The following is a 13876-nucleotide window of genomic DNA, read 5'->3' as shown; positions in this document are numbered from 1 at the left end:
TTTCAAAACAACTTCTTATATTTCTTTTTTACTATAATTTAATTTCAACTCTTTCTAATTTAGCAATTACATCTATTTCTTTTAATTCCATAGTTTCAGTAAGTAAACTTCCTGCATTACTAACTAAAAGTACCTTTGAATTTCCTAAAACTTTTACTTGTCTTATCTTTCTATTTCCCTTATAGTCAATTAAGAAAAATCCATTATTGTTAACTTCTTTTATACTATGCGCAAAAGCAATATCACCTTTTAACATTCTGAAACCATTCATTTCATTATCTTCTATTTCCAAATAAAATACCTTATCTTGTGGATAATTTTCTATTTTATTTGAATGAATAGGCATCTCTTTAGACCCCTTTTTATTTGATAATGAATAATTATATATTGGAACGCTTTTAAGTACTGATGAAAAAGCATCTGTCCAGACTTCTGAGTTCTCTGTATTTCTCTTAGGAATCTCTTTTAAAGTCTTCCTTTCTTCCATTAATGCCTCATCTGTAACAACCATACTTATATCATTCAAATCAGCCTTTAAAACTTTAGCTGCTTTGTCTATAAATGATTCAGGAGCAACTTTTCTTCCCATTTCAACTTCATTTAAGTATTTATCCGCTACACCTAATTTCTTAGCTAAGGCTTTAACTGTCATACCACTTTTTTCTCTAGCTTGCTTTATATTTTCTCCTACACGACTCACTTTACTTTCTCCCCTTTTGCTTTGACTCGCTATTTCCTTTTAGATGCTTCAAACCATTCTCTTTCTTCAACTAAATGTTCTAATAAACATTTAAAAGTCCACTTATAATTTTGTGCTGTAGATACAGCTAATACTCCACCTTTAACAAATCCCCTAATATATCTAATTATAACTTTTAATTGTTCATCTTTAAATCCATTAAAAATAAGTGCCTTTTCATTTAATGGCAACTCATCATAAGAATTTTCATTGCTCTCTTCACATATTATATCTTCCAATTTCATTAATGCCATATCATTATTTATTTCTATTATCTTAATATTTTGGCTCTCAATTTTTTTAATTTCTTCTTCCTTTAACCCATATGCTAATATACACTTATTACTTATAGCCATTTTCGCCCCTTCTTTTCCATTTACTTCATGTAAGCTCTGTAACTAAATATATCGTTTTGAAATGATTTTGCAGCAAACTATCTTATTGTATATACATTGTTTTAACTAAGAGATTTATTCTTCAATTATTTCTGGCTCTTTAATTTCTTCACCTAGTGTGTCTACTGTAACACTTTTTATTACTTGATCTTCATAAGGTCTATCTGACATATCAGTCTTTTGAGCAACAATTTTATCTGCTACTTCCATCCCTTCGATAACTTTACCAAATGATGCATATTGTCCATCTAAGTGCGGAGCATCTGCTACCATAATGAAAAATTGACTTCCTGCTGAGTCTGGGTGCATAGATCTTGCCATTGATAATACTCCCTTTGAATGCTTTAATGTATTTTTAAAACCATTACCTGTAAATTCTCCCTTTATAGAATATCCTGGACCACCCATACCACTACCTTCTGGACATCCTCCTTGGATCATAAAACCAGGAATAACCCTATGGAATATTAGCCCATCATAAAAACCTCTATTAATTAAATCTACAAAATTGCTTACTGTATTTGGCGCTATTTCAGGATATAATTCTGCTTTAATAACTCCACCATTTTCCATAGTAATTGTAATAATTGGATTCTTCATTTTTAAATTTCTCCTCTCGATATCAATCTTAAATAATATTATTATCTAAAATATAAAATTAAATTCGTAATTAATATTGATTTTCTCTAAACTCGAATTATATTTATATTTTTACATTAATTAGATTATAACAGAAATCTATAATTTTATTATCATTTATGGAATTATAAATTGCTATATTTCCTTTTTCTTTTGAATCATTTAACAAACCTTTTTCTATTAACTTTCTTTTTAATTCATGAGAAGTACCAAGTCCACCATCAATAAGAGATATATCATGACCAACAACATTAGATAAAGCCTTCTTTATAAAAGGATAATGTGTGCACCCTAAAACAATTGCTGCCATATCATCCTCTAAATAAGGTTTGAATTTTTCTTTTAAATAATTTTCTAATTTTTCTCCGTCTAGTATTCCTTGTTCTATAAATTCTACAAGACCTGCACAAGGCAATGATACTATACTTGATTGATTTTTATACATATCCATTAGAAGCTTAAACTTCTTCTCTCTTAATGTCATAGGTGTTGCCATTATTATTATATTACCTTTTCTATTAAGTTTAACAGCAGGCTTTAAAGCAGGTTCTATGCCTATTATAGCAATATGTTTATACTTATCTCTAATATCTTCAATTGCTGCACTAGTTGCTGTATTGCAAGCTACTACAATTGCTTTAACATTCTTATTTAACAAAAAATCTACTGCACTCAAAGTAAGATTTTTAACTTCAACTAGCTCCTTAGTTCCATAAGGAGCATTTTTTGAATCTCCAAAATATATAAAGTTTTCATTTGGCATCATAGAAACGGCTTCTTTCATTACACTTAAACCACCTACCCCTGAATCAAAAAATCCTATGGGACTATTTTTAATATCCAAAGCGTCCTCACTCCATCTTTTTCTAAAAGTAGGCATATGAAATAAATTAATGAGTCAAAGATATGACGTATATTTTGCACTAGACAAGGATATATGTTCATCTCATAGTGAGCTATTAGGTGAACATAACAACATAGTATTGCATAAAATAGACACATATTGACTTGTTATTTCTTGAATATGCCTCATCTAATAAATATTTTATTACTTTATTTATCTCATGTCTAGCCGTTCTAACACTACTTTGTTTTAATGATTATTTTAACCTAGTTATGTGCACCTTCATAGTACTAGGTGCTCCTTATGTCCATAATCTGAAATATAAGACTCTACCTGACAATTATGATTTTATAATAAATCCCTATCCAAGCATTAAAGAGAAATAATGTTTTTACAGATGCTATAATTAATAGCTTTAAATTAGCTGCCATTAAAAGATGGTCTACAGAAATAACTAAGCGTGTGATTATTACTTTTAACGCTATTATCTTCACATTTTTTTATTCTTATAGTATAATTTTACATGTTGATGTTATTTATAACATAACAACAATTATTATTAATTTTGCGAGGTATATAACTATGCGATTGGTTCCTATTGAATGTATTAGAGAAAACTCTTTATTGGGCAAAGATATATATTCTTGTGATGGCCGCTGTTTACTTAGAGCTGGTATTGTATTAACAGATGATATATTAATGAAAGTTAAAGAATTTAAAATATTTTCTCTTTACATAATTGACGAATACAGTTCTGTAGAAATTGAAGATATTATCAAACCAGAATTAAGACAAAAGTCTATTTCTGTAATTAAAGAAACTTTTTCTGATATAGAAAGAATAGCTTCAACTCATAAATTCGAAAAACGTACTATTAGTGAATATACAAATCAAGAACAAAAATATTTCAATTCAATTAATGAAATAGCAGAAGAAATATTAGAAAATGTTTTATCAAATAAGAATGTATTACTTTCTTTAGTTGATATAAAAAGTATGGATAACTACACTTATGCTCATTGTGTTAATGTTGCCGTAATATCTATTATACTTGGTATTAGCTTAAATCTACCTAAGGAAAAATTGACTTATCTTTGCATTGGCGCATTAATTCATGATATAGGAAAGTCATTTATACCAAAAGAAATTCTTCAAAAGCCAGGTAAGTTAACTCCTAAAGAATTTGAAACGGTGAAATGTCATTCAAGATATGGATATGATTTATTAAAAAAGTCTTTTGATGTAAGCTCTTATATTAAATCAATAGTTTTACAACATCATGAAAGATTTGATGGATTAGGTTATCCTAACGGTATTATAGGTAATAAAATTAACTATCTGGCTAGAATTGTAAGCATTGCTGATGTTTATGATGCACTAACTTCTGATAGACCATATAAAAGAGCTATGTGCCCTAATGATGCATTAGAGTATTTAATGTCCAATGCAGGAACACTATTCGATTATGATATCCTTAGTATATTTTGCAAAATTGTTATTCCTTTTCCTCAAGGAACAATCGTAAGCCTTAGTAATGGTGATATAGGAATAGTTGAAGAGACACTTCCAAATTTTCCATTAAGGCCTATTGTAAAAATAATTAAAAGCGAACGTCTAAATGAAGTTGGTTCTAAAATTAATTTAATAGATGCTCTTTCAATAGTTATTTCAGATATAAAATATGAAATATAAAATAAGCTATTAATTTTTAATGTAGCTTTTTTTATTTTAGTTTATTCTTTACTTTTTATTCATAAATGGGTTAATATTGTCAATATATTCGGCTTCTTTAAAACTTCTAGCTCTAAATACTAAAGTCTAACCATCTTTGTTATACTTTCATTTTCTTGTTGATTCATATGATTTTCTTGTCTATCTATTATCGGACTTCTAATATTATCTATATTCTTACAATTTAATTTCACAAAAAAATTTCCTATTTCCTTCATAATACACCTCTCCCCAACAAACATATGTTCAACAATTGCATTTTACATAACACTAGTTCGATTGTTACTACTATGCAATTTATTTTATATAAATTTATGAAGCCACTGAAAAAAATAATATTTTCTTCAGTGGCCTCATAAATATCTATAATATCTATTCTATTTTAATTTTTATGACTGTTTTTATTCTGCAGCTATATCAAATACTTCTAAATTCTTATTCTCATCAAGCTTTTCAAGTTCTACATCAGCTATTGCTCTTAATGTATCTAATGCAGTAATTACACCTACATTTCGTTCAACTGCAGCTCTTCTTATTAAGAACCCATCCCTCTTTGAATCATTTCCCTTAGTTGGTGTATTTACAACTAAATCAACTTCTCTATTTTTAACTATATCTAAGATATTTGGTTCCTCTTCATCAATTTTTCTAATTTCTTCTACTTCTATATCTGAGTCTCTTAATAGTGCGGCAGTTCCTGTAGTTGCTATAAATTTATATCCAACTGCTGCAAGGTCTTTTGCTATAGGTAAAAATTCGGCCTTATCATGTTTGTTTATTGTTGCAAGTATTTTTCCTTTTTCTTTTGATGGATACATATTAGCTCCAACAAATCCCTTATAAAGAGCTTCCTTTAGATTTCTACCTACCCCTAAAACTTCCCCTGTAGATCTCATTTCAGGTCCTAAGCATACTTCAACATTAGGCAATTTTTGAGTTGAGAACACCGGAACTTTAACTGAAACTAATTTAGGTTCCTTATATACATCTACTCCATACCCTAAGTCTGTTAATTTAGCTCCAAGCATTACTTGTGTAGCTAAATCTACTATTGGAACATTACTTACCTTACTTATATAAGGCACTGTTCTTGATGCTCTTGGATTAACTTCAATTACATATAATTGCCCTTCAAATTCTATGAATTGGATATTTATCATTCCCTTTATTCCAATTGCTAAAGCTAATTTTCTAGTATATTCTAATACATCAGCTTTTATTTTATCAGAAATATTTTGACTAGGATACATTGTTACACTATCACCTGAATGAACTCCAGCTCTTTCTAAGTGTTCCATAATTCCTGGGATTAATATATTTTCTCCGTCTGAAATTGCATCGACTTCTATCTCTCTGCCCATTAAGTATTTATCTATAAGAATGGGATTTTTATTATCTTTGGCAAAGGCATTAGTTAAATAGAATGTTAATTCTTCTTCATCATGAGTTATTTCCATTCCTTGGCCACCAATTACATATGAAGGTCTAACAAGTACTGGAAATCTTAATTTTCTAGCTTCTTCTAATCCTTCTTCTACAGACCATATTCCTTTACCCTTTGGTCTTGATATTCCTAATTTTTCTAATAATGCATCAAACTTTTCTCTATCTTCAGCCAAATCTATTTGATCTGCTGTAGTACCAAGTGTTACAATTTTTTGTTCCTTCAAGAAATTTGCAAGCTTAATAGCTGTTTGACCTCCAAATTGAAGTATTACACCATCTGGCTTTTCCTTTTCAATTATATTTAAAACATCTTCTTCAGTTAGTGGCTCAAAGTATAATTTATCTGATACGTCAAAGTCTGTACTTACAGTTTCTGGATTATTATTAACTATTATGGTTTCAATTCCAAGCTTCTTTAATGCTTTTACACAATGCACTGAAGCATAGTCAAATTCAATTCCTTGACCTATTCTTATAGGACCAGATCCTATAACTATAACCTTTTTCTTGTCTGATACTTCAACTTCATCATATTGTTCATAAGTTGAGTAGTAGTAAGGTGATAATGCTTCAAATTCTCCTCCACAAGTATCAACCATCTTATATGAAGGTCTTATATTCCATATGTCTCTTAATCTATATACATCATCTGGACTAACTTTTAACATATCAGCTATAGCTTTATCAGAAAATCCTTTTTTCTTTAAGTAGTATAACCACTCTTTATCTAGATCTTCTATTTTGCTTAATTTTAATCTTTGTTCTTCTTCAACTATCCATTTAATTTTTTCTAAGAAAAACATATCGATTCCTGTAATTTTATTTATTTTCTCTATCATGTAGTCTCTTCTTATCATTTCAGATAATGCGAAGATTCTTTCATCATCTGGTTTCATTACTATATCTTTTAACTCTGCAATGCTATGTTCTTTAAATTTCTTATGATCTAAAGAATACTTTCCTATTTCTAAACTTCTAATACCCTTTAAAAACGCTTGCTCAAAATTAGCTCCTATAGCCATAATTTCTCCAGTAGCCATCATCTTTGTTCCTAATTGTCTATCTGCACCAAAGAATTTATCAAATGGCCATTTTGGTATTTTAACTACAACATAATCAAGTGTTGGCTCAAAACATGCATAAGTCTTTTGAGTTACAGCATTTTTTATTTCATCTAATCCATATCCAAGAGCAATCTTTGCACCAAGTTTAGCAATAGGATATCCTGTTGCTTTTGATGCTAAAGCTGAACTTCTTGAAACCCTAGGGTTGATTTCTATAACTGCATATTCAAAAGTATTTGGATTTAATGAAAATTGTACATTACATCCGCCTTCAATTTTAACTGCATTTATTATATTTATTGATGCTGTTCTTAGCATTTGATATTCTTTATCTGAAAGTGTTTGTGATGGTGCAACAACTATACTATCACCAGTATGTATACCAACAGGGTCTATATTTTCCATGTTACATACAGTAATACAGTTTCCATAAGAGTCCCTCATTACTTCGTACTCTACTTCTTTCCAACCTTTAACACTCTTTTCAAGTAAAACCTGATTTATTGTACTTAATTGAAGCCCTAATTTTAATATAGTTTCAAGTTCTTCTTCATCATTAGCAATACCACCACCAGATCCACCTAACGTATAAGCGGGTCTAACTATAACTGGATATCCAATTTTATTTGCAAAATTTAACCCTGATTCTAAATCAGTTACTATTTCACTCTTTATAACTGGTTCTCCAATTTTATTCATCATATTTCTAAATAATTCTCTATCTTCACCTTCTTTGATAGATGCAATAGAGGTTCCTATTACTTTTACATTATATTTTTCTAAAATACCAGCATCATGTAATTCCACAGCAAGGTTAAGTCCTGTTTGACCACCCATTCCTGCAAGTAAGCTATCTGGTCTTTCCTTGGCAATAACTTTTTCAACAAATTCTACTGTTAATGGCTCTAAATAAACCTTATCTGCAACTTCTTTATCGGTCATTATTGTTGCAGGATTTGAGTTTACAAGTACAACTTCTATACCTTCTGATTTCAATGCTTCACAAGCTTGAGTTCCTGAATAATCAAACTCAGCTGCTTGACCTATAACTATTGGGCCTGATCCTATAACTAAAACCTTTTTTATATCTTTATTTAATGGCATTTTCCCATAACCTCCTATAGTGCATATTCTAAAAATTTATCAAATATGTATTCACTGTCCTTTGGACCTGCTGATGCTTCTGGATGGAATTGAACTGAATATATTGGTAAAATCTTATGCTTCATTCCTTCTACAGTTCCATCATTTATATTTACATGAGTAACCTCCATATCATCTGGTAATTTCTCTACTACATAACCATGATTTTGAGAAGTTATATGTACAATATTAGCTTCTAGATCTTTAACAGGATGATTACATCCCCTATGTCCAAATTTTAACTTAGTAGTTTTTCCACCTAAGGCTAATCCTAATAATTGATGTCCTAAGCAAATACCTGTTATTGGTTTCTTGCCAACTAATTTTTTTATATTCTCTATAGCAAAATCTAAATCTTCTGGATCTCCAGGTCCATTAGATAAGAATACTAAGTCTGGGTTAACACTTAAGACTTCTTCTGCTGTAGCAGTAGCTGGGAACACAGTTAATTTGCAATTTCTCTTCTTAAAGTTTCTGATGATATTAGTCTTTATACCAAAATCCATAATGGCTATATGTTTGCCTGTTCCTTCTATTGTATAAGACTCCTTAGTAGTAACAGTCTTTACTGCTTCCTTTGTTGAGAATCCTGCTACTTTTTCATTAACATATTCATCATCAACATCTTCGAGTGTAATGATTCCTCTCATTGTGCCGCTGTTCCTTAGAACTTTAGTTAATGCTCTTGTATCTATTCCTTCTAATCCAATAACTCTTCCTTGCTTTAAGAAATCTTCTAGTTCTAATTCACATCTAAAGTTACTTGGTAAATTACATTTTTCTCTTACAATAAAACCACTTACCTTTATTGAGTCTGATTCCATATCTTCAATATTAATTCCATAATTGCCTATTAAAGGATAAGTCATAGTTACTATTTGTCCGTAATAAGATGGGTCAGTAAGCACCTCTTGATAACCTGTCATACCAGTTGTAAATACTACTTCTCCAACGCTTTCTTTTAGGTATCCAAAAGCTTTACCTTCAAAAACCATACCATTTTCTAATATAAGCTTTGCTTTCATGCTCAAGCCTCCTACAAATATATTTTTGCTAAAACTACACCTTATGAATCTTTGTTTATATAAAACAAAAGGATAACAAAGAGACTACAGTAAAACTGTGCTCTTCACTATCCTGTGATATACCTTACAAATATTGATTTCAAAAATAAGCTATGAAATTTTTCACTCTGCTTCCAAATATCATAGTTATGCTCCCTTTTTGGCCTCACAGGACCAAGTTAAAGTGTACCTTAACTTTTAAAATTTTCTCTTTCCAACTATTTTAGTTGATTGAGCATACTATGTCAAGCTAATTTAAGGATAGTTTACTATTTAATATTATTCTAAATATTTATTTTAAATATTCATTCCACATATTAATATTATCACATAATTACAATTACATAAAGCATAAAAATTCACTTTATATGCATCTTTATTCATCTAATTGTTTTAAGCTTATATTAACTATTGCTTTTTAATATTATTTTTCTACTCCATGCCCTTGGTATTAATTTATTCCCTAAAGTTAGTAATTTATTTTTATAACCTGGAATAACTATTGTTTTTCCCTTTAAGAACCCTAAATAAGCTTCTTCTGCAACCTTACTAGCATCCATCAAATATTTTTTTGACTTTTCTGATTTATCTATTCCTGCTTTTTCTTGAAATGATGTTTTCACTGGCCCTGGGCAAAGACAACTTACCCTTATTCCTAAGTTTTTTACTTCATCATGAAGTGCTTCTGTTAATGATAGAACATATGCTTTGCTAGAATAATACATAGACATTTTAGGCCCCCCAATAAAAGCGGCTGTTGATGCTACATTTAAAATTCCACCCTCACCCTTTTTAATCATATCCTTTAAAAAATACTTTGTAAGAGTAGTCAATGCAATGATATTTATATTTATTAGTCTCTCCTCAAATCCATCTTCTGATTCACCAAAAAATCCAAAGCTCCCAATACCAGCATTATTTATTAAATTATCCACAATTAAATTTTTTTCTTCCACAACTTTTATTATTTTTTCACAGGATTTATCCACACATAAGTCAATCTGAATTATTTCTACAATTACTTTATATTCTTTTTCAAATTTAATTTTAATATCGTCTAGCTTATCTTGATTTCTAGCTACTATAATTAAATTATGTTTGTCAGTAGCAAAAAGTTTTGCTAATTCTAGACCAATTCCTTCTGTGCCACCAGTTATTAATGTATATCTATTTAAAATATTCATTCTTATCTTTCCTGTTGTTCCAGAAGCAACCAAATCATGCTTAATTGCTTTAAATCTAATTCATCAAACTTTTTAATCTTCCATTTATTCATTTATTCTATTCTTCCTTTACTTTTTACTTGCACAACACATTCTTGTATATTTAAAAGAACTGCTTTAAAATTAAATTTAAAACAATTCTCTTATTTTTACCTATTATCTTGTTTGCCCATTTCCATAAATAATATATTTTATTGCTGTTAATTCCTTAAGTCCCATCGGTCCTCTAGCATGTAGTTTTTGAGTGCTTATTCCTATCTCAGCTCCAAATCCAAATTCAGAACCATCTGTAAATCTTGTTGAAGCATTCACATAAACAGCAGCTGCATCTACTCTTTGTAAGAACTTTTGAGAATTTTTATAGCTTTCTGTAATTATAGCTTCTGAATGTCGTGTTCCGTATTTATTTATATGAGCAATTGCTTCATCTATATCTTTAACTATTTTTACAGCCATAACATAATCTAAGTATTCTTTTCCCCAATCCTCTTCGTTAGCTTTTTCAATATCATTTATTATAGCTTGTGATGCCTCATCACCTTTAACTGCAACTCCACTTTTTCTTAAAGCCTTAATAACTATTGGTAAAAAGTCCTTAGCTACTTTTTCATTTATTAGCAACTTTTCAGCTGAATTACAAACAGATGGTCTTGATACTTTGGCATTAACAGCAATATTTTTTGCCATTTCAAAATCACAGCTTTCATCTACATATATATGGCAATTCCCTATACCTGTTTCTATAACTGGAACAGTAGCATTTTTAAGAACTGCTTGAATTAATCCTGCTCCTCCTCTTGGAATAAGCACATCTATATATTCGTTTAATCTCATCATTTCAGTCGCAACATCTCTACTTGTATCTTCTACAAATTGAACTGAAGCTTTAGGTAATCCAGCTCTTTCAATTCCCTTAGTCAAAGCCTTAATTATAGCTTTATTAGAATTAATAGCTTCACTACCACCTCTTAATATAGTAGCATTTCCTGCCTTTAAACAAAGCCCAGCTGCATCACAAGTTACATTAGGTCTCGCTTCATAAATTATCCCAATAACACCTAGTGGAACTCTTTTTTGACCAATTTGTAATCCATTTGGTCTTTGCCACATTGAAATTACTTCTCCAATTGGATCTTGAAGTTTAACTAACTCTTTAAGCCCATCAGCCATTGCCTTAATTCTCTCATCACTTAGTGCTAATCTATCTAACATAGCTTTTGATGTGCCCTTTGACTTAGAAACCTCTAAATCTATTTCATTAGCTTTAATTATCTCTTTCTTCGAATTAATTAGTTCCTCAGCCATTAAAATTAATGCATCATCTTTTTCCTTTGTTGATGCAGCACCTAATTCATATGACGCTTCTTTTGCGTTTCGTCCCATATCTGCTAAATAATTTTTTACTAATAATTCACTCATCTTTTAGCCCCCTTTTCTATTTTTTTACAGATGATACAAATAAAGTTCCTATTTCTTCACCTGATAAAATATCTAGTATTATACTTGGTTCACTTCCATTAGCTAAAACCATATCTACCCCTGCACTTGTCGTTGTTTTAGCTGCTGTTAATTTTGTAATCATTCCACCAGTTCCTATGTTTGAACCGGCTCCTCCAGCACATTCTTCTAGCTGTGGAGTTATTTCTTCAATTTCATTTAATAATTTTGCACTATCATTACTTCTTGGATCTGAATCATAAAATCCATCTATATCAGATAATATTATTAACAAATCTGCATTAACTAATGATGCTACTATTGCTGATAGATTGTCATTGTCTCCAAACCTAACTATGTTTTCAATTTCATCTATAGAAACTGTATCATTTTCATTTACTATTGGAACTATTTTATTTTCTAATAAAGTTTCAAATGTATTGCATACATTTTCCCTAATATGATCATCTTCTATTACATCTCTTGTAAGTAGAACTTGACCTACTATATGACTATATTCTCCAAAAAACTTACTATATATATGCATCAATTCACATTGTCCAACTGATGCTACTGCTTGTTTTTCTCTTATACTTTCGGGCTTTTCTTTTAAATTCAATTTATTGATACCAACAGCAATTGCACCTGATGTTACAAGAGTAACTTGTTTACCTGAATTAACTATATCAGATAAAATCCTTGTTAGTTTTTCAATTCTGCTTAAATTAATATTTCCATTATTATAAGTTAATGTTGATGATCCTACTTTTACAACTATTCTAGTTGCATCTTTTAACCTTTGACGAAAGCCCATTTTTACATCCCCTTAAAAGTCATTTTTATTTCTTATATTTTATCTTACTATACCTAATTTATCTTATCAAGACAGAAAATATTTTCCTTAAAATTTTCCTAGATTATAATGAAGCCTTTTAATACATTCATTGTAAATAACTATATTTTTTAATGAGTTTACATAAATGGATATTGAATTTCCTTCACTAGTAATGACTTAATCTTAAAATAACTTAAAGATATTCCTTACAAGCTAGATAGAAAGGACTAAAGGATACAAATTTAATCCTTTAGTCCTTTATTTATTTGATGATTAAAATCAACAAAATATAAAATTTTTATGTTAACTTCTTAAGCTTTATTTTATCTCGACCTTAAATTATATATGCAAATACACAAATGAAATGGCACAGTGTACCTAGCATAGTGAATACATGAAATATCTCATGTCTTCCAAATAACCATATTTTTTTATCTGATTTTAATGCGTATATTACTCCGCCTATTGTATACATTACCCCACCTAAAATCAACCATACTAACCCTAATACTGGCAAAAATTGAGACATTGGATATATTGCAACTATTGCAAACCAACTAATTCCTATATACATTGTACTGCTAAGCCATCTAGGGCAAGTTACCCAGCATAATTTAAAGACTATTCCTAAAACTGCACATATTGTTACTGCCAAGAATAAATTAAATCCTATCTTCCCGTGTAATGCCACCAAGCAAAATGGAGCATAAGATCCTAAAATTAAGATAAATATCATTGAGTGATCTAATCTTTTTAGCATTTTTATTACTTTATCACTAGCTTTTACTGAATGATATGTTGCCGATGCACTGTATAATAAAATCATGCTTACTCCAAAAAACAGTACTGATCCAAATGTTATTGCAGAACTTTCTGTTATATATGCTTTAACTAGCATAGCAATTAAAGCAAATAGTGATAATACTGCACCAATAAAATGAGTTAATCCATTAATAGGTTCTCTTAAATATTTCTCCATTCTTTCAACCTCCCACTTAATTCCACATAGTTTTAATAACTACATGTTGATATATCAATAATTATTTCATATATTTGTAAATATTGCAAAAGTTATTTTTCTTTATTTTTTATTATTAATTAATATCTTGCCCACAAATGTTTGAATTATCTCTATCTTTCCATTAATATTGAAATTATAATAAAAAACATAGTTTTATTATAGGTAATTGCGAAACTCATTTATAAAACTGAATAAAAATTGATTAGAAATTGCAAAAACATCATTAATTGATGGAAAAGTTGCTTTTATACAATTCCAATGGTTTGATTAGCTAAAAAAGGGCGCACAAAATAAA

At 29.5% G+C, this 13876-nt stretch carries 12 protein-coding genes; 1 reads left to right on the top strand and 11 read right to left on the bottom strand.

Annotation, left to right across the window (positions count from 1 at the left end; all coding sequences use genetic code 11):
* Positions 1-31 precede the first annotated feature (31 nt).
* The 4 genes from LLF98_RS15075 to murI form a co-directional block, all read right to left on the bottom strand.
* A complete protein-coding gene (locus LLF98_RS15075) occupies positions 32-700 on the bottom strand; it encodes a helix-turn-helix transcriptional regulator (protein ID WP_291705039.1) in 669 nt (222 codons plus the stop codon).
* Between the two features lie 29 nt (positions 701-729).
* The gene (locus LLF98_RS15070; RefSeq protein ID WP_291705037.1) at positions 730-1095 is read right to left on the bottom strand and encodes a DUF3783 domain-containing protein; all 366 of its coding nucleotides are present in this window, start codon (positions 1093-1095) and stop codon (positions 730-732) included.
* A gap of 114 nt (positions 1096-1209) precedes the next feature.
* Positions 1210-1734, bottom strand: coding sequence for a peptidylprolyl isomerase (locus LLF98_RS15065; protein WP_291705036.1), 525 nt, complete (start codon positions 1732-1734; stop codon positions 1210-1212).
* 103 nt (positions 1735-1837) lie between these two features.
* Positions 1838-2617 carry a glutamate racemase gene (gene murI / locus LLF98_RS15060; protein WP_291705034.1) on the bottom strand — a complete coding sequence of 260 codons (780 nt, stop codon included), beginning with the start codon at positions 2615-2617 and terminating at the stop codon, positions 1838-1840.
* 582 nt (positions 2618-3199) lie between these two features.
* Here murI and LLF98_RS15055 point away from each other — a divergent pair.
* On the top strand, positions 3200-4309 hold the full coding sequence (locus LLF98_RS15055; protein WP_291705032.1) for an HD-GYP domain-containing protein: 1110 nt from the start codon (positions 3200-3202) through the stop codon (positions 4307-4309).
* A gap of 119 nt (positions 4310-4428) precedes the next feature.
* On the opposite strand, the gene LLF98_RS15050 is transcribed toward LLF98_RS15055, so the two are convergent.
* From LLF98_RS15050 to LLF98_RS15020, 7 genes are all read right to left on the bottom strand, one after another.
* Positions 4429-4566 carry a hypothetical protein gene (locus LLF98_RS15050; protein WP_291705030.1) on the bottom strand — a complete coding sequence of 46 codons (138 nt, stop codon included), beginning with the start codon at positions 4564-4566 and terminating at the stop codon, positions 4429-4431.
* Positions 4567-4749: 183 nt separating this feature from the next.
* Positions 4750-7962 (bottom strand): carbamoyl-phosphate synthase large subunit, encoded by a 3213-nt coding sequence (gene carB / locus LLF98_RS15045; RefSeq protein ID WP_291705027.1) that lies wholly within the window; start codon positions 7960-7962, stop codon positions 4750-4752.
* 14 nt (positions 7963-7976) lie between these two features.
* Positions 7977-9026 (bottom strand): glutamine-hydrolyzing carbamoyl-phosphate synthase small subunit, encoded by a 1050-nt coding sequence (gene carA, locus LLF98_RS15040; protein WP_291705025.1) that lies wholly within the window; start codon positions 9024-9026, stop codon positions 7977-7979.
* Between the two features lie 443 nt (positions 9027-9469).
* Positions 9470-10249 (bottom strand): SDR family oxidoreductase, encoded by a 780-nt coding sequence (locus LLF98_RS15035; protein WP_291705022.1) that lies wholly within the window; start codon positions 10247-10249, stop codon positions 9470-9472.
* A 195-nt stretch (positions 10250-10444) separates the two neighbouring features.
* Complete coding sequence (locus LLF98_RS15030; protein ID WP_291705020.1) at positions 10445-11707, bottom strand: glutamate-5-semialdehyde dehydrogenase; 1263 nt, start codon at positions 11705-11707, stop codon at positions 10445-10447.
* A gap of 16 nt (positions 11708-11723) precedes the next feature.
* On the bottom strand, positions 11724-12539 hold the full coding sequence (gene proB, locus LLF98_RS15025) for a glutamate 5-kinase (RefSeq protein ID WP_291705018.1): 816 nt from the start codon (positions 12537-12539) through the stop codon (positions 11724-11726).
* Positions 12540-12894: 355 nt separating this feature from the next.
* Positions 12895-13539 carry a hemolysin III family protein gene (locus tag LLF98_RS15020; RefSeq protein WP_291705016.1) on the bottom strand — a complete coding sequence of 215 codons (645 nt, stop codon included), beginning with the start codon at positions 13537-13539 and terminating at the stop codon, positions 12895-12897.
* Positions 13540-13876: the final 337 nt, after the last annotated feature.

The organism is Clostridium sp. (assembly GCF_021372645.1).
Lineage (GTDB): Bacteria > Bacillota > Clostridia > Clostridiales > Clostridiaceae > Clostridium.
The sequence above is the reverse complement of the archived record's forward strand: the minus strand, read 5'-3'. Positions and strand labels throughout refer to the sequence as shown.

Excerpts from the sequence above, each read along its gene's own strand:
- LLF98_RS15070 (WP_291705037.1), bottom strand. The coding sequence starts at position 1,095 with ATGGCTATAAGTAATAAGTGTATATTAGCATATGGGTTAAAGGAAGAA.
- LLF98_RS15065 (WP_291705036.1), bottom strand. The coding sequence starts at position 1,734 with ATGAAGAATCCAATTATTACAATTACTATGGAAAATGGTGGAGTTATT.
- LLF98_RS15055 (WP_291705032.1), top strand. The coding sequence starts at position 3,200 with ATGCGATTGGTTCCTATTGAATGTATTAGAGAAAACTCTTTATTGGGC.
- LLF98_RS15050 (WP_291705030.1), bottom strand. The coding sequence starts at position 4,566 with ATGAAGGAAATAGGAAATTTTTTTGTGAAATTAAATTGTAAGAATATA.
- carB (WP_291705027.1), bottom strand. The coding sequence starts at position 7,962 with ATGCCATTAAATAAAGATATAAAAAAGGTTTTAGTTATAGGATCAGGC.
- carA (WP_291705025.1), bottom strand. The coding sequence starts at position 9,026 with ATGAAAGCAAAGCTTATATTAGAAAATGGTATGGTTTTTGAAGGTAAA.
- LLF98_RS15035 (WP_291705022.1), bottom strand. The coding sequence starts at position 10,249 with ATGAATATTTTAAATAGATATACATTAATAACTGGTGGCACAGAAGGA.
- LLF98_RS15030 (WP_291705020.1), bottom strand. The coding sequence starts at position 11,707 with ATGAGTGAATTATTAGTAAAAAATTATTTAGCAGATATGGGACGAAAC.
- proB (WP_291705018.1), bottom strand. The coding sequence starts at position 12,539 with ATGGGCTTTCGTCAAAGGTTAAAAGATGCAACTAGAATAGTTGTAAAA.
- LLF98_RS15020 (WP_291705016.1), bottom strand. The coding sequence starts at position 13,539 with ATGGAGAAATATTTAAGAGAACCTATTAATGGATTAACTCATTTTATT.